At 65.6% G+C, this 23163-nt stretch carries 19 protein-coding genes and 1 pseudogene; 6 read left to right on the top strand and 14 right to left on the bottom strand.

Annotated features, from left to right (window positions below):
- From HWX22_RS29060 to HWX22_RS29030, 7 genes and pseudogenes are all read right to left on the bottom strand, one after another.
- A pseudogene (locus HWX22_RS29060) lies at positions 1–117 on the bottom strand (IS5/IS1182 family transposase); the annotation flags it as partial.
- A 132-nt stretch (positions 118–249) separates the two neighbouring features.
- On the bottom strand, positions 250–3534 hold the full coding sequence (locus tag HWX22_RS29055) for a UvrD-helicase domain-containing protein (protein WP_175916885.1): 3285 nt from the start codon (positions 3532–3534) through the stop codon (positions 250–252).
- A gap of 23 nt (positions 3535–3557) precedes the next feature.
- Positions 3558–4205, bottom strand: coding sequence for a hypothetical protein (locus tag HWX22_RS29050; protein WP_175916884.1), 648 nt, complete (start codon positions 4203–4205; stop codon positions 3558–3560).
- Entirely contained in the window at positions 4198–4935 is a 738-nt protein-coding gene (locus tag HWX22_RS29045; RefSeq protein ID WP_175916883.1) for a sigma-70 family RNA polymerase sigma factor, read from the bottom strand. Before HWX22_RS29045 ends, HWX22_RS29050 begins: the two co-directional genes overlap by 8 nt.
- Before the next feature lie 674 nt (positions 4936–5609).
- Positions 5610–6965 (bottom strand): integrase family protein, encoded by a 1356-nt coding sequence (locus tag HWX22_RS29040; protein ID WP_175916882.1) that lies wholly within the window; start codon positions 6963–6965, stop codon positions 5610–5612.
- Positions 6966–7259: 294 nt separating this feature from the next.
- Positions 7260–8657, bottom strand: a complete 1398-nt coding sequence (locus HWX22_RS29035; RefSeq protein WP_059816664.1) for an enolase C-terminal domain-like protein — start codon at positions 8655–8657, stop codon at positions 7260–7262.
- A gap of 62 nt (positions 8658–8719) precedes the next feature.
- On the bottom strand, positions 8720–10060 hold the full coding sequence (locus HWX22_RS29030) for an MFS transporter (protein ID WP_175907708.1): 1341 nt from the start codon (positions 10058–10060) through the stop codon (positions 8720–8722).
- Positions 10061–10353: 293 nt separating this feature from the next.
- Between HWX22_RS29030 and HWX22_RS29025 the strand changes: the two genes are divergently transcribed.
- Positions 10354–10980: a DUF2239 family protein gene (locus tag HWX22_RS29025; RefSeq protein WP_175907706.1), complete on the top strand. Its 627-nt coding sequence runs from the start codon at positions 10354–10356 to the stop codon at positions 10978–10980.
- A 16-nt stretch (positions 10981–10996) separates the two neighbouring features.
- Positions 10997–12334: a carotenoid oxygenase family protein gene (locus tag HWX22_RS29020; RefSeq protein WP_175916881.1), complete on the top strand. Its 1338-nt coding sequence runs from the start codon at positions 10997–10999 to the stop codon at positions 12332–12334.
- A 13-nt stretch (positions 12335–12347) separates the two neighbouring features.
- Here the strand turns inward: HWX22_RS29020 and HWX22_RS29015 are convergent, their stop codons facing one another.
- From HWX22_RS29015 to HWX22_RS29000, 4 genes are read right to left on the bottom strand one after another with little or no spacing between them, the layout of a single operon-like run.
- Complete coding sequence (locus HWX22_RS29015) at positions 12348–13514, bottom strand: ABC transporter permease (protein ID WP_059533414.1); 1167 nt, start codon at positions 13512–13514, stop codon at positions 12348–12350.
- 4 nt (positions 13515–13518) lie between these two features.
- Entirely contained in the window at positions 13519–14673 is a 1155-nt protein-coding gene (locus HWX22_RS29010; protein ID WP_059816601.1) for an ABC transporter permease, read from the bottom strand.
- An 18-nt stretch (positions 14674–14691) separates the two neighbouring features.
- Positions 14692–15390, bottom strand: coding sequence for an ABC transporter ATP-binding protein (locus HWX22_RS29005; protein ID WP_059816669.1), 699 nt, complete (start codon positions 15388–15390; stop codon positions 14692–14694).
- Positions 15391–15400: 10 nt separating this feature from the next.
- The gene (locus HWX22_RS29000) at positions 15401–16606 is read right to left on the bottom strand and encodes an efflux RND transporter periplasmic adaptor subunit (protein ID WP_175916880.1); all 1206 of its coding nucleotides are present in this window, start codon (positions 16604–16606) and stop codon (positions 15401–15403) included.
- 367 nt (positions 16607–16973) lie between these two features.
- Between HWX22_RS29000 and HWX22_RS28995 the strand changes: the two genes are divergently transcribed.
- Positions 16974–17207, top strand: coding sequence for a hypothetical protein (locus tag HWX22_RS28995; protein ID WP_175907699.1), 234 nt, complete (start codon positions 16974–16976; stop codon positions 17205–17207).
- Between the two features lie 79 nt (positions 17208–17286).
- Here the strand turns inward: HWX22_RS28995 and HWX22_RS28990 are convergent, their stop codons facing one another.
- A complete protein-coding gene (locus tag HWX22_RS28990) occupies positions 17287–18054 on the bottom strand; it encodes a Mut7-C RNAse domain-containing protein (protein ID WP_059816609.1) in 768 nt (255 codons plus the stop codon).
- 103 nt (positions 18055–18157) lie between these two features.
- Here HWX22_RS28990 and HWX22_RS28985 point away from each other — a divergent pair, with 103 nt between their 5' ends.
- Both HWX22_RS28985 and HWX22_RS28980 read left to right on the top strand, forming a co-directional pair.
- Positions 18158–19027, top strand: a complete 870-nt coding sequence (locus HWX22_RS28985) for an NAD(P)-dependent oxidoreductase (protein ID WP_059682869.1) — start codon at positions 18158–18160, stop codon at positions 19025–19027.
- A gap of 71 nt (positions 19028–19098) precedes the next feature.
- On the top strand, positions 19099–19740 hold the full coding sequence (locus HWX22_RS28980; protein WP_059816613.1) for a LysE family translocator: 642 nt from the start codon (positions 19099–19101) through the stop codon (positions 19738–19740).
- A 73-nt stretch (positions 19741–19813) separates the two neighbouring features.
- On the opposite strand, the gene HWX22_RS28975 is transcribed toward HWX22_RS28980, so the two are convergent.
- Positions 19814–21091 carry an MFS transporter gene (locus tag HWX22_RS28975; protein WP_175916879.1) on the bottom strand — a complete coding sequence of 426 codons (1278 nt, stop codon included), beginning with the start codon at positions 21089–21091 and terminating at the stop codon, positions 19814–19816.
- A 97-nt stretch (positions 21092–21188) separates the two neighbouring features.
- Here HWX22_RS28975 and HWX22_RS28970 point away from each other — a divergent pair, with 97 nt between their 5' ends.
- Positions 21189–22109 (top strand): LysR family transcriptional regulator, encoded by a 921-nt coding sequence (locus HWX22_RS28970; protein WP_059533398.1) that lies wholly within the window; start codon positions 21189–21191, stop codon positions 22107–22109.
- A 204-nt stretch (positions 22110–22313) separates the two neighbouring features.
- Here the strand turns inward: HWX22_RS28970 and HWX22_RS28965 are convergent, their stop codons facing one another.
- Entirely contained in the window at positions 22314–23147 is an 834-nt protein-coding gene (locus HWX22_RS28965; protein WP_059533397.1) for an OmpW family outer membrane protein, read from the bottom strand.
- Positions 23148–23163: the final 16 nt, after the last annotated feature.

Here is a 23163-nt window from a genome sequence, read left to right as displayed (position 1 = left end):
CGTCAGCAATCGCGACCACGGCACGAGCTTCTCCATCTCTTCCAGGAAACGCTGGCGCCGAGTCATGCGCTTCTTGCCCGTGCTTTCCGCTTCCGCAAAGCTCATTTGCCGTTTCATCGTCGTGGACCCGTTCCGTGAACTATCTTCTACAACGTCCTCGGCTGCGTCAGCGATGACCACAGAGCCGGATAAATCAGTGTTTCCCTAGGTCAATCGGGGTCACAAAAAAAAGCCGTAAATCACCCGCGCTCAATCTGACACGCGCTTGTTGCAGGGGAAGATGAAGGCGCAGTTGTCACAGGTTCGTTCGCTTTCCGGAGAGGCAGGGAAGTGCATCGAGCACAGGCCGATCGCGATTGTCTGGTACTTGGCGCGTGTCGGCGCCTTGATGGTGCCGACGGAAGTGGTTTCCCCGCTCGAAAGCGTTGTCACTTCAATGCTCATTTTCGTTCCGCCCGCCTGATGGTGGGCGTCCAGCAAAGCCGCCAAAGGTTGTTTCATGGACTTCAAACTGCTTTCGTGTGATCGGATGAAGCGCAGACGTTGCGTGCCGTTCGCCTGAAAGATCTGGTCGGGTTCGAGTTCGACCCGCAGCGGTCCAAGCTCCATCGGCACCTTCGCATTTGCCGCACCACCTTCCAGCAACCGGTCTCGCCCACATTTGACCCGCTGCTCCACCTTCTCCCGGATGGCGTTGGCCGAGACATGCTCATGAAGGTTGAAGTGGGCGAGGGCGGCTTGTACCTCCCCCTTCCACTTGTCCTCTAGCAGCAGCGAGGCATCGGCCGACAAGGCCGACATGGCACGGCGGGTTGCTAAATCGACGGCCTGGTACAGCTTCAGGTCGCCACGCTGCACGCGGCCCGCTCTGGCCGACATCTCATGACGTTGGGGACACTTGACGAACTGTAGGTACTCGTCGAGCGACACCGAGGTCTGCACGGACGGGGCGGGTTGCGGAGCCGTTACTTCGCGCGCTTGTTTTTCCCATGCCCCATCTAGCGGCTGCAGCAAGCCACTAAGCGCCTCGGGAAGCTCTTCGACAGCCGTTGCATATATCGTCAGATAGAGCCTCGGGCGGGAGACGGCTACATACAGCAGGTTGTGGCGTTCATTCTTTAAGATGTCTAAGGTCCTGTTGCTGTCCAGGACCGCGTTGGGCAGGAGCTTATTTGATGTAGGTTTCGGCGCTTCGTAGATGCTCTTGGTGACGGATAGGAAATGAACGGCGTCAAACTCGAGCCCTTTGCTCCCGTGTGCTGTGAGTATCCGTATCGCATCCATTCCTTCAGCTTCGGGAGGAACGGCGCGCATGCTACGGTCTTCCCCGAGCCGAATACGATCGCGAATGCGCTGCGATAGATTTTTCACGGTCGACCACCGTCCCGTACCGTCCGGTGATCGGCAGAAATGGACGAATTGCCACACTGCCATTAATGCATTGGCAGCCGCTTGCCCTGGGTGGCCGGCGAGTTCCCTAAGCCACTCGCCGTCATCGAGCAACACCGCAGCCAGGGCATCCCACGGCGACATGTTTTCTTGGAGCAAAGAGCAGAGCCGTCGCAGATTTTGCCAACAAAGGTAGTCGTGCTCGGTCAGCCCCTCGCCGGTGACATCCCGCCACCCCAATTGTTGCTGCCGTGTCTGCGCGAATATCGTATCGGCGCCACTTCTACTGAGCGCTAGGAGCGGCGAGTGCCACTCGCGTACAAGGTTCACTCCGTACGGATCTATAGCTAGCTGCAGAAGGCATATCAGATCTTTGATCTCCTGCCGCTCAAAAATGTTGCCCAGATACAGCACGGGGATACCGAGCTGCTCTAGGCCCATGGCAATATCGGCTGCTGTGGCGTTCTTATAGACAATGATCGCTTGTTCAGCCAACGGGGTATCGTCTGCTCGCAGCTCACGGATTCGCCAAGCCAGCGCGCGCAATTGCTCGTGTTCATTGGAGGTGCTCACGATACGTGGGCCGTGCCCAATATAGCCTCGTTCGGCTTCCAGCGAAACTGTCTGACGGCCTGCAGGGTTTCGACTTGCGACTTTGCCGAAGACATCGACAATTTCCTGAGAACTGCGGTGGTTCAGCAGCAGGGGAATACTTACTGCATCGGGAAAATCCGCCTGAAAATGTTCGAGGTTGCTCGACGACGCCCCCATGAATGCATAGATGGCTTGATTAGCGTCGCCCACAACCCAAAGCGTTTGCGCAGCACGCCTCAGGACCTTGACAAGTAAAGCGCTCGCTCTATTTACGTCTTGATATTCATCCACCATGACGTGGCGGATGCTCGTGAGGAACCGAGTCACGTTCGGGTCATCCGATTGCATGAGCCGGATTGATACGCACAACAGGTCCGTCAGGTCTACAGCTTTGCGGCGCGATAACAGTAGCTCGTATCGTGAAAATATCGTTGCCACATCGCGACGTTTGGCGTCAACTTCCACGTCGCCGCTTGAGGACTGATTCACTGCTGCGGCAAAGTGCTCTGCGTCAAAGACCTCATCCTTGGCCCGTCGGATGGTGTCTACGACATTTTCTAACCATGGCGACGGGTTGGAGAGTGGATCAAACGCTTCGAGGTCGACGCTTGCGACATCGGTCTCCAACATCGCGAGGGTCGCGAGCTTATCTAGTACTGGAAAGCGAGATTCCAGCGCGTGCAGGTTGCCAAATTTGCGTAGGAACTCCAGCCCGAACGCGTGAAAAGTGCCGATCCAGACACGGTCGGCTCCGGGAATGTTTCCGGCGCGAGCGCGCTCGACGAGCTCTCGAGCTGCTTTGTTCGAGAACGTCAGAATGACGATGCTGTTGGGCGATACGCCTTGTTTGATCAGGCGGCGCAAGCGTAGCAGAAGTGTCGTTGTCTTGCCTGTACCGGGGCCGGCTTCCACTAAAGTCGTCGTGGCATCGCTATTAACTGCTGGTTCCTGCGCCTTGGTAGGTCCATCGGGTAGCTTGAACGTTTTGGCCGATACTGATACACGCGGCAACAATACGGCGTCGTAGAGCTGGAGTCGAACGAGCTCTACGGGAAGACCGCGCTGTTGGGCCAAGGCCGTCGCGCCTTGTCTATCGTCTAGGAATGAAGATCGAGCGAAATCTCGTGGCAACAGGAACTCGCGGGCGAATACGTTCGCCTGTAGCTCTTCCCGCTCGCGTGCGCCATAGCTTTCCACTTCTTTGGCGCCGTTCGTCTCAGCGTCACCAGTCAATGCGCTTTGCGTGACCTCCACCGTGCCGGCTGTGGTCGGATGTAGGCGAAGATGTCCAAGCTCATGTGCAATTAGGAAGGCCTTGACCTCGTCGGACACGTCATTTCGCACGAGCGCCCACTTCCTTGCAACATTGATCGTTGCATCGGCACCCTTCAAGAGCGAGATCGATGGTTTGACTTGTTTGAGCGTTACGTCCAGCGCTTTGCAGGTTGCCTCAACAAGCTGATATCCGGTCTGGTGGAGGTCGACGCCCTTAGCTTCCAGTTCATCGCGAAGCTTGGTCGCCTCGATACGCGACGATTCGAATGGATTCACTTCGTAGGCTCCCTAGCAAGAGCTTATGAGCGACTGGACCGCTCCAATATTGATCTCTTAACTGCATCATCGGTAATGCAGTCCTCAACCGCCTGCTCCCATGTGACGGGAGGAGATTCGGCTGGCTTTCCTCTCGTGCTGAATCGCTGTAAGCCTGTAGGTTGTATTCGGGAGCCAAGGCTTGCTTGGATAACCGTTGCTGACAGACTTAGATGTGATCCGAGCTCCTCATAGAACCAATCGGGGACGTGCTGTGCCCCGGATGCTGACTCGGTGATTGACAGAAGAAGCAAATCCTCACCGTGCTCAGAAGACCCGAAGACGGCAGCAGCGACGGCTTGCGTAGCCCTTTCTCCAGAAATGGAGGCTAGCTTGCTCGAAGCTTGCTGGAGGTCCGACGCTGACGGAGCGCCCCGCAACTGCTGCATACGCTGCAACAGCTTGCTTTGTAGGGGCAACATTTCTTCGTCCGATAACGGTTCGTTTTCCACTTCGTCGGCAGTTGCGGGCACGGAGGTAAGCTGGACCTGCGCGTAGCGCTGCAGTGCCCCAGCATGCTCTGGGTACTGCTCAACGAACGTCCGCAGCACCTTTGCATCGAATTCCTGTGATGCGTTTGCGTAGTCGGCGAGAACCTCGTCCAGACTTGCAGTGCGTTTGGTGTTAGTCATTGCTCAACCTCTGCTTGATGATTTTGATGGCTTCATTGATGTATTTGGTCGCGGTCTTTTCCGTGACCCCCATCAGGCTGGTGACGGTTACCTCATCGCTCTTCTTGGATTCAATCTTCATGTGCCCAAAGAAGCGGAAAGTAAAAGCCAGCTTGGGCTTTTCCGGCAGGTCGTCCTGCACGATGCGGCGGATGTTCTCCAGCACTTGCTGATCAGCCAAGTATTCCTCGATGTCGATCAGAACCTGTTCGGGCGACTTCGGCATCGCGGGCAAGTCATCAGGATCAGTATCCTGCGTCACCACCTCGATGGTTTCGTCTTCGCCATCGAGTGACACGCCCGCGCTATGTTTTTTTGCGTATAGCTTCGCCGCCTCGTCGAGACACCGGCGATACACGTAGTTGCCGAAAGCCTGCTCCGCATGACACGGCACTGCGGTATCTCCCAATATGTTCAACACGATAGACTGGCAAAAATCTTCGGTCGCCGCTTTCGAGCCGCCCCCCAGGCTTTGCCAGCCCGGGTTCTTCCGCACATGGGCTCTAACCTGCTTGGTCACGCGGCGCAGGACTTCGCTTGCGTAAGTATTTGCGTCCTGACGGCCTGCATGCCACGCCCTGAGCATTGCCGTTACAACCACTTCGTCATCGATGTGTCCCTTTTTGTCGTAACCGATCGATAGTCGCTGGGCCCGCACCGCTGCATCAAGGGCTTCGAGCTCGGCCAACATTTCCGCCCTCGGGGACGGTTGACTCCAAGTGCCGCGTTGCGGACCATTTCCTTTCATGTTAGAAACCTCGTTCCTACGTTAGCGGGCCTGCCTCTGTACAATCGGGACCACGAGAAAAACCCGTACATTCGATCTACTGCTGTCCGATCCCCGAGCGTTTGACCGGTAGCTAGCCCTCCCGGGTAAGAGCGTCCGGGCTGCAGTCTTTCGTGTGACGATAATTGCCAATCGTAGCTCGCCGAGTCGACTTTTTCGAGGCCGCGCGCAGCGGGCAGAGCGGATAACGTGCGTCGTGCGTGCGCGATATCGGGAAGGTAATGCTTGGGGCTGCGGATAGGGCGAAACGCGTATGCCTTGCAGGGGATGAAGCGTGGGGGCATATTTTGGGGCATCTCCGTCTTCTCGTTCGGATGACGGTTATCTGTATCGTGGTCGGGAGTTCGATCCCGCGTTTGATGCAGCGCAAAAAACTGCGTCCCATTTGCAGGATGCGCATTCCTGTCCGCTTGATCGTCGAAACAGCGGCATCGAGGTGGCGGATTCGCCCAAGAGACGCTCAACCTGGGGTGAATGGGTGACGACAGTTGCGCCCAGATTCCATCAGGCGGCGCGATCGGTTTCCTATCCCCGTCGGCCGCGAGGCGAACAGGCGAACGGTTGCATCACTTCAGGGCTCATACTTGAATGATCTTCGCCTGCTCAAGCATCCACGCTTCAATCTTGTCGTGCCACATTCGTAAAAGATCGAGAGGGCGACGTCGGTAGTGTTTCTCAGCAAGGGCAGACGGTTTATGCCCTTGGATTTGGGCGACAACGCCGACGGGAACCTCGACCCACTCTGACAACGTTCCGAATGATCGGCGCAGGCCATGCAGCGAAATATGAGGTAAACCTGTCGGCGCCAGCGCTCGATTGTGCGCATGACGCGGTTCGGCAATTTTCCCGTCCGATGCCGTTTTGCTGGCGAACACCCACTCGGATGGTTCCCACTGTTCGCCCCTTTCAGCGAGACGGGCGGCTTGGCGCTTATTTGGTGGCATTTCGTTTAGACGTTGAAGATTCCGCAATAGACTTGCCAAGTACGGGGTGAGCGGAATAGTTCGGCCGCCAGTGCCTTCAACTTTGTCGTTCATGGTCAGGCTGCGCCACCGGAAGTCCACGTCCTCCCAACGCAGCGCGGCCAACTCTTCTCGACGGGCGCCGGTGATTAAGAGGCCTTGAAGGTACGCGCTAATTACTGGATTGGCGATGCCACGTACCGCGTTAAACCAAACAGATAGCTGTTCGCGCTGAAGGCAGTCGTCCTTCGCGGCGCTGCGAGGGAGAATGCCCTTGACCTTGGGCGAAGCATAGGCGTCTTGGGGAATGATGCCCGCGTACGTCTCGTGAGTGTCGCACCACCGAATGAACGCCTTGAAAAGACCGAAGGCATGGCCAGCATTCGTTGGTCCCCTGGGTATTTCGGATTCGAGCCACTCGGACATGGATGTTGCCGTGATCTCGGTCAACCTGCGCGGCATGAGCGGAGCCAGTGGTCCACGCACTTTCTCTTTCCCGCCGCGCTTTGCAATACCTCCGCCGGGCGACGAGAGGTTGATATGGTCGAGGATGTATCTCTCCGACCGCGGCTTTTTCGTTTTGGGCGAGATCTTTGTCCGCAGATGCTCCAAGTAATGCTCCCACGCTTCGCCGACAGTCACATCCTGACGGCGCTTCGCTGCCTGCCGAGCTTCGTGCGCAGCCTTCTGCTCGGCCTCTTGTTCGCGCGGATCAACGCCACCATCAATAACCGTCTGGAGACTACGGGCTCGCTCCTGAGCTTGGTCGATCGTCCAGCTTCTCGGATCGCCGATCGTAATCCGCACGGTCGAGCCATGGATCCTCCCTTGGAAAATGTAAGCCTTGGCTCCGCCAGCAGTGGCTCGCAAGCCGAGTCCGGGGGTCTTGCTGTCCCAGAGAAACGACTGCGACTTACCCTGTTCGCAGCGATGCGCCTCTACCCGAGCCGCAGTGAAGTTTACCTTCGCCACCTAGCCTCCGCATTCGTCAGCTGGCGATCCCATGTAACCGCCATGTAACCGAATTATGCGGCAATGAAGGTATGCGGATCAACATCGACCTGAAGGCGTGAAAGATAAAATCGTTTAAATACAATATGTTAATAAATTAGATCAACGCTGATCCAGCTTGAGAAACGTCGACTTGTTCGCATTCGCAATGCGAAGGTCGGGAGTTCGATCCTCCTCCGCTCCACCAACGGAATTCGAAGGGCTCGGTCGCCAGACCGAGCCCTTTTTGTTTTTCGTGTGTCCGCTCCGCCGCCGTCATCCGCGCCCAAAACTCGGCCGCTTCGGATCGTACGTCCACCCCGGCACCAGATACCGCATCGCCATCGCATCGTCGCGCGCCGTGCCGCCGACTTGCCCGTAAAGCGCATGAGCAGCCTCGACCTGCGCCATGTCGAGTTCGATCCCGAGCCCAGGGCGCTCGGGCACGGCCACCTGGCCGCCGACGATCTCCAGCGGCTCGCGCGTGAGCCGCGCGTCGCCTTCCTGCCAGATCCAGTGCGTGTCGATCGCGGTGATCGTGCCGGGCGCCGCCGCGGCCGCATGCGTGAACATCGCCAGCGACACGTCGAAGTGGTTGTTCGAGTGCGAACCCCACGTGAGCCCCCAGTCGCGGCACAGCTGCGCGAGCCGCACCGAACCCTGCATCGTCCAGAAGTGCGGATCGGCGAGCGGAATGTCGACCGCCTGCAGCCGCACCGCGTGATCCATCTGCCGCCAGTCCGTCGCGATCATGTTGGTCGCGGTCGGGATGCCGGTCGCGCGGCGGAATTCGGCCATCACCTCGCGGCCCGAGTAGCCGGCTTCCGGCCCGCACGGGTCCTCCGCATATGCGAGCAGATGACCTTGCCCGCGGCATAGCGCGACGGCTTCGTCGAGCGACCACGCGCCGTTCGGGTCGAGCGTCGCGCGCGCGTCGGGAAAGCGCGCCTTGATCGCCGCGATCGCTTCCATCTCGTCCGCGCCGGCCATCACGCCGCCCTTCAGCTTGAAATCGACGAAGCCGTAGCGCTCGACCGCGGCCTCGGCCTGCCGCGCGATCGCGGCCGGCGTGAGCGCGGCTTCGTTGCGCAGCCGGAACCACGGATCGGCCGCGTGCGTCTCGTCGCGATACGGCAGGTCGGTGCGGCGCCGCTCGCCGATGTAGAACAGGTACGCGAGCATCGGCACCGCGTCGCGCTGCTGGCCTTCGCCGAGCAGCGCCGCGACGGGCACGTCGAGATGCTGGCCGAGCAGGTCCAGCAGCGCGGCCTCGATCGCGGTGATCACGTTGTCGAGCCGCAGGTTGATCTCGTGCGGCTGGCGCAGCACGGCGGCCTCACCGGCCGACGTCACCTCGTGCCGGATCGTGCGTCCTGCCGCCGCGCCGGTGCCGGACAACGCCGCGCGCACCGCATTGAGCGTCGCCTGGTAACGCCCGATCGACTGGCCGACCACGAGATCGGTCATCCGTTCGAGCGCCTGGCGGATGCCTTCGCCGCCGGGTACTTCGCCGACGCCCGTGTGGCCGCTGCTGTCGTCGAGGATCACGAGGTTGCGCGTGAAATACGGTGCGTGCGCGCCGCACAGGTTCAGCAGCATGCTGTCGCGGCCGGCGACGGGAATCACCTGCATGCGCGTGACGCGCGGCGTGCCGGCACGGCGGGATTCGGACATCGGTTCGCTCCTGATTCCGGTCATGCGCGGGGCGCCGGACGCGCCGGCGCGGCCCGCGCCGTTCAGTTCAGCTCGACGCGACGAATTTCGCCGACGACGAACAGGTAGCAGATCACGGCGACGAGCGCGTGCGCGACGACGTACACCAGCGCGCCGTTGAACGAGCCGCTGCGGTCGACGATGTAGCCGATCGCGATCGGCGTCGTGATGCTGGAAAGATTGCCGCACGTGTTGAGCAGCGCGCCGCTCAGGCCGGCGATCTGGCGCGGCGCGGTATCGGCGTTGACGGCCCAGCCGAGCGCGCCGAGACCCTTGCCGAAGAACGACAGCGCCATGAACAGCACGACGAGCACGTGCGAATCGGTGTAGTTGCAGACGATCATCGACATCGACAGCAGCATGCCGATCACGATCGGCACCTTGCGCGCGACCGACAGCGACTGGCCCTGCTTGAGCAGCGCGTCGGACACGATGCCGCCGAGAATCCCGCCGAGGAACCCGCACACGGCCGGGATCGACGCGACGAGCCCCGCGTTGAGGATCGACATCCCGCGCGCCTGCACGAGATAGACGGGAAACCACGTGATGAAGAAGTAGGTGAGGGCGTTGATGCAATACTGCGCGACGTACACGCCGACGAGCATCCGGTTCCTCAGCAGCGCCTTCACGTGACGCATCGACGGGCCGCCGTCGCGCGCGCCGGTCGCCTGGTCGATGTTGACGAGCGCACCGCCTTCGGTGAGGTAGTCGAGCTCCGCGCCGTTGATGCGCGGGTGCGCCTTCGGGTCGTACATCGTGCGGTTCCACACCAACACGAACGCGAAGCCGAGCACGCCCATCACCGCGAACACCGACTGCCAGCCGTACGCGTGCACGAGCCAGCCCATCAGCGGTGCGAACAGGACGGTCGCCGCGTATTGCGCGGCGTTGAAGATCGCCGACGCGGTGCCGCGCTCCGCGGCCGGAAACCACGTGGACACGATCCGGCTGTTGGCCGGGAACGACGGCGCCTCGGCCGCGCCGACCAGGAAGCGCAATCCGAACAGCAGCGCGAACGCGGCCGCGCCGCCGACGAAGCCGATGCCGCCCTGAAGCAGCGTGAACAGCGACCAGAAGAAGATGCTGAACGCATAGACGACGCGCGACCCGAAGCGGTCGAGCAGCCAGCCGCCGGGCAGTTGCGCGATCACGTACGACCAGCCGAACGCCGAGAAGATGAAGCCCATCTGCACATGGCTCAGATGCATCGCGCGGGCCAGCGCCGGGCCCGCGATCGCGATAGCCGCGCGATCCGCGTAGTTGATCGTCGTGACCGCGAACAGCACGGTCAGCACGAGCCAGCGCACGCGGGTGCGCCGGGCCGTTGCCGACGCGGACGCCGGCAATGCGTGAAGCGGATTCATGACTGTCTCCTCCGAAGGGCGGAAGGTGCCGTCGAGCGGCTGCGCGTCGGTGCGCGCGTTTTTTCGTGGTCATCTTGCCGGCCGGAGGCCGGACGCCGATGCGCGGAGGCGGGCGTCCGGGTCATTCTGGCATGGCGAAAATCACGCTTTCATGCCAATTGCTGACTTGATCGATTCAGGAATTGGATCGATCCACGGCGTCGGCATGTTTTTTTTACCCGGGTGATATTGACAATCTATTTATACCCGGATAAAAATGGCGTCATTCCGATTTCTGCCCACGGGCGACCACGATGACGCTTTCCACACTTCTCCCTTCCTACACGGCGTTCGACGGCCATCGGCGCGTCGCGTCGGGCTCGCTCGCGACGGTGGCGATTGCGGTCCGGCAGGCGGACGGCGACGCGATGTCCGGCACGATCGTGATCTTCGACGACGCGACCGGCCGCTCGATCGACCTCGACCTGCGCGGCACGGCGGACGATATTCGTGCGCGTTACGCGCCCGTGCCGGGCGAGGCGTCCGCGCCCGCCGGTGAACCGGCCGGCGCGGCCGAACAACGCGGCCGTGGCCGGCCGAAGCTCGGCGTCGTGTCGCGCGAGGTCACGTTGCTGCCGCGTCACTGGGACTGGCTCGCCGCGCAGCCGGGCGGCGCGTCCGTCGCGCTGCGCAAGCTGGTCGAGGACGCGCGGCGCACGCACGCGGCGGCCGACCGGCGCCGCGACGCGCAGGCGCGCGCGTACCACTTCATGTCCGCGATCGCGGGCGACCTGCCCGGATTCGAGGAGGCCGCGCGTGCGCTCTACGCAAACGACCTCGAGCGGATGGCCGAGCTGATCGCCGGCTGGCCGGACGATGTGCGCGACCATGCGCTCGCGCTGGCGCGCGGCGATCTGCCGCCGTCGACCGAAGACTGCTGACGGAGCACGCGACGCGATGACGACATTCGATCTGAACCGCGGCGCGATCGCGCCCGTCGCCGACGAAGTCGACCTCGTCGATCTGCGCGTGACCGGCACGATCCCGCCCGAACTCGACGGCACGCTGCTGCGCAACGGCCCGAATCCGCCGGGCGGCCGTTTCGAGGGCAACGACGTGCTGTCGTGGTGGGCGGAAGCGGCGATGCTGCACGCGATCGCGTTCGAACGCGGTCGCGCGGCCGGTTACCGGAACCGCTGGGCGCGCACGCGCCGCTGGGCCGACGTGCACGCGCCGGAGCAGGCGCCGCACCTGCCCGACACGAATCCGAACGTGAACGTGCTGCAGCACGCCGGCGAATTGCTCGCACTGGCGGAAGGCGGCGCGCCGCTCGCGATCACAGCCGCGCTCGACACGCTCGGCGCGCCCGCGCGGCACGCGGCGTTCGGCGGCGCGATGACCGCGCATCCGAAGGTCGATCCGGTGACGGGCGAACTGATCCTGTTTCGCGCGGACTGGCGCGCGCCGTGGCTGCGCTATGGCGTTGCCGACGCGCAGGGCGTGCAGCGCGTCGACCTCGCCGTCGACGTGCGCGCGCCGTCGATGATGCACGACCTCGCGATCACCGAAACCCGCAGCCTGCTGCTCGACCTGAACGTCGGCTACGACTTCGCGATGCTGAAGCAGGGGCACCGGATACCGCTGCGCTGGCACGACGACCGCGACGCGCGGATCGGCGTGATGCCGCGCCACGGCGGCGACGTGCGCTGGTTCGGCATCGAGCCGTGCTTCATCCAGCACGTCGTGAACGCGTACGACTGCGATGCGTCGTGCATCGTGCTCGATGCGGTGCGCTATCCGTGGTTCCTGCGGCTCGACGCGCGCACGGGCCGCTTCGCCGACAACCCGGTCGGCGAGCTGTGGCGTTACGTGATCGATACCGCGAACGGGCTGATCGACGAGGGGCCGCTCGCCGACGGCGGCATCGAGCTGCCGCGCATCAACGAAAGCCGGACGGGGCGCCGCTACCGTTATCTGTATGCAGTCGAGCAGCCGAACAACACCGAAATGCGCGGCGTGATGCGCTTCGACCACGTGCGCGGCACGACGACGCGTTACGCGGTGCCGGCCGGCGACCAGAACGGCGAGCCGGTGTTCGTGCCGCGCCCGGGCGGCGCCGACGAGGACGACGGCTGGCTGCTGGTGGTGGTCTACCGCGCGGCGACGGATACGAGCGACGTCGTGATCCTCGATGCGCGCGCGATCGACGCGGCGCCGGTCGCGACGGTGCACCTGCCGCGCCGCGTGCCGGCCGGGTTCCACGGCGCGTGGGTGCCGCGCGAGCGTCGGGCGTGAGCGGCCGTGCGCGTCACTGCGCGCGCAACGCGTCGACGATGTTCAGCCGCGCGGCGCGCATCGCCGGCAGGAACCCGCCGACGAGCCCCATCACGAGCGAGAACAGCAGCGTCTTCACGACGATCGCGGGCGTCAGCACGAAGCGGAACGACAGGTCGGAGAAGGTCTGGAAGTTGGTCGTCGAGAACGACGCGAACTCCATCAACGATGCGCACGCGAGCCCCGCGACGCCGCCGACGAAGCCGAGCAGCAGCGCCTCCAGCAGGAACGCGGCGAGCACGTTCATGCGCTTGAAGCCGAGCGCGCGCAGCGTGCCGATCTCGGCGGTGCGGTTCGCGACCGACGCATACATCGTGATCATCGCGCCGATCATCGCGGCGATCGAGAAGATCGTCGACAGCGTGATGCCGAGGATGTTGATGAAGGTCGACAGCGCCTTCGACTGGTCGCCGTAAAACGTCTGCTCGCGTTTCGCTTCATCCGTCAGGCGCGGGTCGACGTCGATGTCGGCCTTGAAGCGCGCGAAGCCGTCGGCGCTCGGGATGCGCAGCACCATCGACGAATAGCTGGTGCGCCGGAACGACTGCATCAGCTGGTCGACGTCGCCCCAGATCTCCGAATCGAAGCCGCTGCCGCCTGCGTCGAAGATGCCGACGACGGTCCAGTCCCGTTGCGCGAAATGCAGGCTGTCGCCGAGCTGCGTGCCGCTGAAGCCTTTCGCGATCGCGCTGCCGACGACGATTTCCGACGAGCCCGGCGCGAACGCGCGGCCGGCCACGAGCTTCACGCGCGGGCGCAGCGCGAGGCCTGCCGGCGACACGCCGCGGATCACGACGTTCGACGGTTTGCCGCTCGACGTCTTCACGAGCGAGATCAGCACGACGGCTTCCTTCGACACCCGCGGCCGGCCATCGGGGCCGAGCGCCACGGCCGGATGCATCTCGAGCGCGTTGGCCTGCTGGTGGTCGATCGCGCTCTGAATCTCGGTTTCCGCGCCCTTGCGGATCACCACGACGTTGTCCGGTTCGCCGGTCGACACGAGCGTCTGCGTGAGCCCCGCGTCGAGCATCTGCACCGTCGCGAACACGAAGATCACGAGCGCCATCCCGCCCGCGGTGAGCGCGGTGGTGAGCCGCCGGGTCCACAGGTTGCGCGCGATGTAGGTCAGCGGAATCGCCATGCGCTTATCCGATCGCCCGCAGGCCTTCGACCACGCGCACGCGCGCCGCCTGCCACGCCGGCACGAGCGCGGCCGCGAGGCCGACCGCGACCGAGCACGCGGCCTGCAGCACCATCGTTTCGGTCGACACCTTGAACACCGGGAAGATGCCGCCCGCGGCCTGCTTGAAGAGGCTCGCGGCCGGCGGTGTCGCGAGCATCGCGAGCCCGCCGCCGACCACCGCGATCACGACCGATTCGCCGAACACGATCAACGCGAGAAAGCCGGGGCCGAAGCCGAGCGCCTTCAGCGTCGCGTATTCGGCGGTGCGTTCGCGCGCGCTCATCGCCATCGCGTTCGCCATCACGGCCATGATGATCAGGATCACCACGTACGACACGACGCGGATCGCCGCGATGATCTGGTTCGACATCGCGACGAAGCCGAGCTGGAACGCCTGTTCGGTCTCGGTCAGCGTCTCGGCGAGCGAGTTCTTGAACACCGCGTCGACGTTGCGCGCGATCGCGGCGCCGTCGTCCGGGTTCGCGACGCCGAGCACGAATACGCCGACCTGGTCGGCCTGCTTCGGCGTGCGCTTGCGCACCGTCTCGTTCAGGTAGTCCCAGTGAAATACCAGCTGGCGCGTGATCGTCGAGTCGTCGCGGCCGTCGAGAATGCCGCGCACGACGAAGTCCCACGTGCCCGGATAGATCGTGCCTTTCAGCGGAATCACGTCGCCGACCTTGAAGCCGAACTGCGTCGCGAGCTGGCGTCCGACGAGGCAGCCGCGGCGGTCACGGTCGTAGTCGGCGCGCTGCTGCGCCGGGAGGATGAATTCCGGATACAGGTCGAGGTAGTTCTCCGACACCGCGAAGCTCGCGAAGAAGTTCTTCGGGTCGCGGTAGATGCCGCCGAACCAGTTCGAGCGGACCACGGCGGTCACGCCGTCGACGCCGCGGATCCGGTTCTCGTAGCTGACCGGCAGCGGAAACACGAGCGAGATCGCGTTGCGCGTGACGAGCCGGCCGCTGGACGCGGCAGCCGCGCCCGCGTACCACGCGTCGACGACGGTGTGCAGCAGTCCGAACGCCAGCACCGCGATGGTCAGCCCGAGCACGGTCAGCAGCGTGCGCAGCCGGTGCCGCAGCGCATTGCGCGCGATCAGCTTCAGCACGTACATCGTGCGCGCTCCCGTCCGTCAGACGGCGTGCCCATCGATCAGCTCCCCTTTTTCCAGATGCACGAGCGAGCGCGCGGCGGCGGCCGCGTGCGCGTCGTGGGTCACCATGATGATCGTCTTGCCGAGTTCGGCGTTCATCCGCTGCAGCATCGCGAGCACGTCGGTGGCCGATGCGCGGTCGAGGTCGCCGGTCGGTTCGTCGGCGACGATCAGCACCGGATCGGTGATCAACGCGCGCGCGATCGCGACGCGCTGCTGCTGGCCGCCCGACAGCTCGGACGGGTAATGGGTCGCCCGGTCGCCGAGGTGCACCATGTCGAGCACCAGCTCGACGCGCTCGCGCCGTTCGCGGCGCGACAGGTGCGTGAGCATCAGCGGCAGCTCGACGTTCTCGAACGCGGTGAGCACGGGCATCAGGTTGTAGAACTGGAAGATGAAGCCGACGTTCGCCGCGCGCCATTCGGCCAGTTGCGCTTCCTCGAGCCGCGAGATGTCGAGGCCGCCCACGCGCAGCTCGCCGCTGTCGGGCCGGTCGATGCCGGCGACGAGATTGAGCAGCGTGCTCTTGCCGGAACCCGACGGCCCCATCAGCGCGACGAAGTCGCCTTCGCCGATGTCGAGCGTGATGTCGGTCAGCACCGGCACGACCTGGTTGCCGCGCCGGTACGACTTCGCGACGTGGCTGATCTCGACGAGCGGCGGCGCGGCGTCGTTCACGCGCGCCACGCTACTTCTTGGCGACGGTCACTTTCGCGCCGTCGTTCAGCTTCGCGCCCGGCGCGAGCACGACCGTGTCGCCGGGCTTCACGCCGCGGATCGCGACGAGTTCGCCGATCCGCGCGCCCTTGGTCACCGCCGCCGCATGCACGGTGTCGTCCTTCACGACGAACACGACCGGCCGGCCGTCGCGCTCGACCACCGCGCTCGCCTGCACGGCCGTCACCGGCTGCCGGTCCTGCGGCGACGCGGGCTTCGACAGGAACGCGATCTTCGCGCTCATGTCGGGCAGCACGCGCTCGTCGCGGTCGACGAAACGCACCTTCACGAGCACCGTCGCCTTCGAGCGGTCGACGGTCGGCACGATGCGCGACACGCGGCCCGCGAAGCGCATGTCGGGCAGCGCGTCGAGCTGGATCTCGCACGGCTGCTCCGCGCGGATCTTCGCGATGTTCGATTCGGCGACGTCGGCCTCGACCTCGAGCGTGTCCATGTCGGCGATCGTCACGACCGCGCCCTTGCTGTCCGACGCGGACGAGAACGGCGTGATGTTGTCGCCGACGTTCGCGTGTTTTGCCAGCACGATGCCGTCGAACGGCGCGCGGATCACGGTCTGATCGACCGCGACCTGCGCGGCCTGCGCATTGGCTTCGGCGGACGCGATCGCGGCCTCGTCGCTGTTGACCGACGCGCGCGCCTTGTTCACGCGGGCCGTGTCGATGTCGAGCTGCGCGGCCGGCACCGCGCCCTTCGGCGCGAGCGCGGCGGTGCGGCGCAGCGCGATCTGCGCGTCCTTCAGCTCCGCCTGAGCGACGCCGAGGTTGGCGCGGGAGACTTGCGCCTGCGCGCGGGCCTGCGCCAGCGACGCCTGCACGTCGCGGCTTTCGAGCCGCGCGATGATCTCGTCCTTCTTCACGCGCGTGCCTTCGAGCACGCCGAGCCATTCGACGCGCCCCTGGCCCTTCGACGCGACCGCGGCCTTGCGCTGCGGCACGACGTAGCCGGTCGCGTTGAGCTGGGTGTCGTTCTGGTACGGGTAGGCGGATGTGACGGCGGTCGTGTCGACCGTCGGGCGGCCGGTGAGCGCCAGCGCGACGACGATCGCGACGATGACGAGCGCGGCGGCGACCGCATAGCGGACCCACCGGCGCCGGCGTGGCGCGGCTGCGACAGGACGCCGGTCGATTTTCAGTTTGTCCAGATTGTGATCGGGCAATTTGGGCGCCTCGCGACGGCGGCGGTCTCGCGACCGGCCGCGTCCGGTTGGGACGGAAGGAGGCCAGTATAGCGTCGCCGCCGCGGGCGCGAGAGACGGTTTGTCGGACGATTGATGCACGTGCCGCGGCGCGTCGCGTGGGCCCGAAACCGGCGCCTACGGGGAAACCCGAAGGAGGCAAGCTGCATGTCAACTCGTCGCGCGGGCGACGCGTTATGGAGCCAGTGCATCAGAATTTGTCGAGGCGGAAAGGCAGGAGCCGACCCGCCCGGCGGCGACCGGCAGCCCGGCGCGACTGATGTTCCGATGCGGATGCCTCGCATCTCTTACCGGTACGTTTGACTTTTTCTCCGCTAAAGGAAGAACAATGAAGAAGACGCTCGCTTCGATCATGACCGCAGCATTCGCTCTCGCATCGGTTTCGGCATTCGCACAGGCGTCGGCGCCGGCAGCCGACACGATGGCTCCCGCTTCCGCACCGATGAAGAAGGATCACAGCAAGCCGAAGCACCAGCTGAAGCAACACGGTTCGGCGAAGGGCAAGGCGAAGGCCGCAGCCGCTTCGGCCGCCGGCACGAACGATTCGGGCGCGGCAAACTAAGCCCGCTTCGTCGGGGCCGGCGCTGCCGGCCGCCCGTCGCGAAACCCCGCACGCTTCGGCCTGCGGGGTTTTGTTTTTTTCAGGCGTCCGCCACGTCCGGAACGTCGAGGGCAGCGGGCGGCGGCGTGCGCATCGCGTCGACCACCGCGCGCATGCGCCGCCAGTGCGACCCTTCCCAGAACACCCGCCGGCACACGTCGCACGCGGCAAAGCGCCGGTGCCGCTGCCGGACGCCGTCCGGCACGCGCGGCGCGGCGTCCGCCGCATCGAGCGCGTGCAGCGGCGCGTTGCAGCGCAGGCACAGCCGGAACGGCCGCATGTGCGGCGCGAGGTCGAGCCGCGCGAACAGCTCGCGCAACTGCGCGTCCGGCTGCTGCGCGTGCAGGTAGCAGCCGCGTGCGACCGCGCGGCGCTTCAGCAGCTCGCGGTCGCGGGTCAGCACGATCCGGCCTTCGCGCGAGGCGAGCGCGACGAGCTCGTCGTCGCGGTAGTGGTTGTCGTAGCAGGTGTCGAAGCCGGCGAGGCGCAGCAGCTGCGCAAGGCCGCCGAGGTGCGCGTCGGCGACGAAGCGCCAATGGTCCGGTTGCGGCAGCGGCGATGCGGCCGCCGGCTGCGCGCGCTCCGGATGGATGTCGACGCGGTCGCCGTCGCCGAGCGGCCGGTCGAGGCCGGACGGTGCACCGTTCACGCAGAGCCGGCCGATTTCCGTATGCGGGACGCCGAGCGCCTCGATCGCATGCTTGACCGTCGCGTCGCGGGCAAACGCGTGCGCGAACGCGCGCTCGCGCTGGGCGCGAGCGAGAAACGCGTTCAGTTCGCCGTGGAAGCGGAAGGTCGCGGTCGCCATCCGGGCAGTATCGCACCGCGCGCCGCCCGTCGCCCGTCGCCGGGGCTGCAGGTCACCGCCATCTGTGTTTAACTCCACGCTTCACGAGTCGAAGGAGCGGGAAATGGATCTCGGATTTATCGGGCTGGGCGAAATGGGGCAGGCGATCGCGACGAACTTGCTGAAGGCAGGGCATGCCGTGCGGGTCTGGAACCGGTCGCGCGAGCGTGCCGAGCCGCTCGCCGCGCTCGGCGCGCAGATCGTCGCGACGCCGGCCGACGCGTTTCGCGGCGATGCCGTGTTCTCGATGCTTGCCGACGATGCCGCGGCGCGCGAAGTATTCGACGACGCACTGCTCGCGCAGGCACCGCGTGGCCTGATTCACGTGAACATGGCCACGGTGTCGGTCGCGCTCGCCGAGTCGCTCGCGCACGCGCATGCGTCGCGCGGTCTCGCATACGTCGCCGCGCCCGTGATGGGGCGCCCGGACGTCGCGGCCGCCGCGCGCCTGACGATCATGGCCGGCGGCCCGGCCGAGGCAATCGACCGCGTGCAGCCGCTGTTCGACGCGATCGGCCAGAAGACCTGGCGCTTCGGTTCGCTGCCGCAGCATGCGAACGTCGCGAAGATCGCGGCGAATTTCACGCTCGCGTCGGCGATCGAGACGCTCGGCGAGGCGTCCGCGCTGCTCGGCGCGCACGGCGTCGCGATGCGCGACTTCCTCGACGTGATCACGAACAGTGTGTTTCCGGGGCCGGTCTACGAAGGCTACGGCGGGATGATCGCCGAGCGCAGCTACGAACCCGCGCGTTTCAAGGCGCGCCTCGGGCTGAAGGACGTGCGCCTCGCGCTGCAGGCCGGCGACGCTGCGTCGGTCCCGCTGCCGGTGGCGAGCGTCGTGCGCGACAGCCTGCTCGATGCGCTCGCGCACGGCGGCGGCGAACAGGACTTCGCGGTGCTCGGCGAAGTCGCGCTGCGCCGCGCGGGCCGCTGAGCCGACGCGGGACAGACACGCCGCGCGCGCGGCATAATCGACATTTCGTTTCTCTTTCGATCGGGGTGGGCATGAACCTGCATACGTGGTGGCTTTTCGTGGCGACGGTGTTCGTCGTGTCGGCGATTCCGGGTCCGAACATGCTGCTCGTGATGACGCACGGCGCGCGGCACGGGCTGCGGCGTTCGGCGTGGACGATGGCCGGTTGCCTCACCGCGCTGGTGCTGATGCTGTCGGTGTCGGCGGCGGGCCTCGGCGCCGTGCTCGAGGCATGGCCGGCGATGTTCAACACGTTGCGCTTTGCAGGCGCGGCCTACCTGATCTATCTCGGCGTGAAGGCGTGGCGCGCGCGCGTCGACGACGAGCAGCCCGCCTCCGATATCGAAACCGTGTCGCGCCAGATCGCGTCGGCATCGCGCTGGGTGCTGTTCCGCAACGGTTTCCTGGTCGCGGGCAGCAACCCGAAGGCGATCCTGTTCGCGGCCGCGCTGCTGCCGCAGTTCATCAACGCATCCGAGCCGACGCTGCCGCAGTTCGGCATCCTCGTCGTCACGTTCGCGGTGATCGAGGTCAGCTGGTATCTCGTCTACGCGTCGTTCGGCACGCGCATCGGCGCGACGCTGAAGAGCCAGAGCGTCGCGAAGGTCTTCAACCGGCTGACGGGCGGCCTCTTCGTCGGCTTCGGCGCGATGATGGCGCTGGTTCGTCACTGAATTCGGCCCGCGCGTTCCGCCGGACGCCCCGCACCTCGTCAGAGGGCGGGGCGTTTTCCTGTCCGGGCCCGCATCACGCGCGCGGCCACGCGGCGGCGCCGGCCCGGCGGCCGGCCGACAAGCCGAATGCCGCGGCCGCGCCCGCGAATGCGAAGCCGACGCCGCACACGGCGCTCCATCCGCCCCACGCCCATGCGCTGCCCGCGAGCGCCGCGCCGAGCGCCCCGCCGACGAAGAACAACCCGACGAACAGCCCGTTCAGACGTCCGCGCGCGGCCGGATTCAGCAGGTTGATTTCGCGGCGGCCGATCGTCTGGTCGACGATCACGCCCGCATCGAGCAGCGCCGCGCCGCTGGCCAGCAGCGCCAGCGCGAGCCCGCGGTGCGCCGACGCATCGAAGCCGAACCAGCCGGCGCCGGCGATGCCGAGCACGGTGAGCGCGACGAGCATCGTCACGTGCGCGATGCGCTGCGCGGCCGGGCCGTGGCCGCGATCGCCGGCGTGGCCGGCCAGCGGCGTGACGATCGCACCGCTCGCGCCGGCGAACGCGAACAGCGCGATTCCGTGCAGGTCGAGGCCGAACGGGGGCTGCGCCAGCCGCAGCCCGACGGCGGTCCAGAACGCGCTGAACGCGGCCATCGCGAGCGCGGCCGACAGCGCATGTCGGCGCAGCACGGGTTCGTCGGCCAGCAGGCGGCCCATCGACGCGAGCAGCGCGCGATAGCCGGCCGTCACCGGCGGCACGCGCGGCGGCAAGCGTAGTGCGAGCACCGCGGCGATCCCCGCGTTCGCGAGCGCGGCCAGCGCATAGAACGCACGCCAGCCGGCCGTGCCTGCGATCAGGCTGGCGAGTGGCCGCGACAGCAGGATGCCGAGCATCAATCCGCTCATCACGTTGCCGACCGCTCGCCCGCGCTGCGCTTCGGGCGCCATCGACGCGGCCATCGGCACCAGCATCTGGATCACGCTCGACGCAGCGCCCGCGGCCAGCGTCGCCAGCAGGAAGACGGTGCCGGACCGCGTGAACGCCGGCAGTGCGAGCGCGGCCGCGCACGCGACGAGCGTCGCGACGATTAGACGGCGGTTCTCGAGCAGGTCGACGAGCGGCACCAGCAGCACGAGGCCCGCTGCGTAACCGAGCTGCGGCAGCATCGCGACGAGGCCCGCGAGGCCGGACGGCAGCCGCAGGTCCGCGCTGATCGGGCCGGTCAACGGCTGCGCGGCGAACAGGTCCATCACGATCACGCCGACCGTCGCGGCGAAGAAGAGCGTCATGCCCGCACTGAGCGCGGGCGGTGCGCCGCGCGCGGGGTGGCCGGCGGGCGAGCAGGAATCGGCAGGGCAGTTCATCGGAAGCCTGGGGTTTCGAGCGAAGGAATCCCCATCGTAGGTGCCTGATGTTTATGCGACAATTGAAATATGTCTAACATGATTATGCGAGTTTGTTTTGAATACGCGTGATCTCCAGGCGTTCGTCGCGGTGGTCGACAGCGGGTCGATGGTCGCCGCCGCCGCGAAGCTTCATCTGACGCAGCCGGGCCTCACGCGACGCGTGCAGAACCTCGAAACGCTGCTGGGCATGCCGCTGCTCGAGCGGCAGAGCAAGCCGCTGAAGCCGACGGCCGCCGGGCGCGACGTCTATGCGCTCGCGCGCAACGTGCTGGGTGCGGTCGACGAATTGATGGCCGCTGGCGCGCCCGACAGCGAGCCGTCCGGCGAACTGCGCATCGGCGTGCCGCCGTTCCTGTCCGAGCTGGCGCTCGAGCGGCCGATCGACCGGCTGCGCGACACGTTTCCGCGGCTGACGCTGCGCGTGACGGCCGGCTGGTCGCCGGCGCTGGTGCAGGGCATCGAGCGCGGCACGCTCGACGTGGCGACGGTCATGGTGCCGGCCAGCGCGGCGTTACCCGACACGCTGACGGCCACGCTGCTCGGCACGCAGCCGACCGTGCTCGTCGCCGCACGCGACTTCCCGCTGCCCGACGGCCCGCTGTCGCTCGACGTGCTGTCGGGTTTTCCGTGGGTGCTGAGCCAGGACGGTTGCGGGATGCGATCGGCGCTGAGCCGCGCGCTCGGCGCGGCCGGGCTGCCGTTCGACGTCGCGGTCGAGGCGTTCGGTTCGGAGTTGCAGCTGTCGCTCGTCGCGCGCGGTGCGGGCATCGGGATCGCGTCGCCGAATGCGCTGGCGCGCAGTGCGCATCGCGATGCACTGAGGGTGGTGGAAACGGCGGGGCTGGAGACGCGGATCAACGTATGGATTGTGCACGGCGCACTGCCGGGCCGCCTGACGCGGCCGGTCGCGCTGCTGCGCGATGCGCTGGGCGAGGTGCTCGACCGGGAGAACGAGAAGGGGTCAGGTGCGAACTAGCGCGCTAGAGTGCGCATTCGAGGGAAAATCCTGATTTTCTCTACGGAAATGTTGCAATGCAGAAATCGATTCGCTATAGTTACACCTGTCTCCTCCATGTCTCCTCTGATATGGATTCAGCCCGCCTCTTAGGCGGGCTTTTTTTTGCCCGCGTTTTTTGCACGGGCTATCCATTCGTCCTCTGTCCGTCCTCCGTCGCCGGCGTCAGAACTTGTAGGTCATCCCGACGTAGCTGATGATCGGGTCGGCCTTCAGGTCCGATTTCGACTCGGCGAGCACCGTGCCGTCGGCCGCCTTGATCGTCACCGTTGATGTCGTCTTCAGCGGGATATACGTCACCGACGCCACCAGCCCGAAATGCTCCGTCATGTTGTACTGCAGGCCCGCGTTGAACACCGGCTGCCATGACGACGACGCCTTCGCTTCCACCGATGTCGTACCCGGCTTGCCCGCGCCCGCCGCGAGGATCGCGCCGAGGTTGTCCTGCGTCTGCTTGATGAAGTTCGTGTTGAGCTGCAGGTCGCTGAACCAGTTGTACGACACGCCGAGGCCGAGGAACGGCCGGAATTTCGCGTTCGCCGCCCCGAAGTAGTACTGCAGGATCGCCGCCGGGCTCCACTGCCGCACGCTCTTCACGATCGGATTGACCGAGGCCAGCCCGATGTTCTGCGTGCCGAGCGCGCCGGCAGGGCCGGGCGGCTTGATCGTGCCCTGGCCCGACACCTTGAACACCGGCGGCACGCCGGCCACCGACGTGACCGCGATGTGGTCGGTCAGGAAGTGGCTGACCGTCAGGCCGACCGTGTCGGCACCGCTCGTTCGCAGCCCGGTGCCCGGCGACGTGAACGACGGCGGCAGCCGCAGCGGCGTGTTGATCGGCGTCGGTGCGACGTTGGTCGTCATCGGCGTGCTGCTTTGCTGCGGCATCACGTGGAACCAGCCCAGCGTGACGACGTTGCTGCCGGCGCTTTGCGCGTGCGCCGCGAGCGGCGCCAGGGCGGCGGCGCCGGCCGCCGCGCAAAGAAGGGTCTTCTTCATCACGGCTTGCCTCCGC

The sequence above is a fragment of the Burkholderia sp. BCC1638 genome, from assembly GCF_902833195.1.
Taxonomy (GTDB): domain Bacteria; phylum Pseudomonadota; class Gammaproteobacteria; order Burkholderiales; family Burkholderiaceae; genus Burkholderia; species Burkholderia diffusa.
This window is presented reverse-complemented; position numbering and strand designations above follow the sequence as displayed.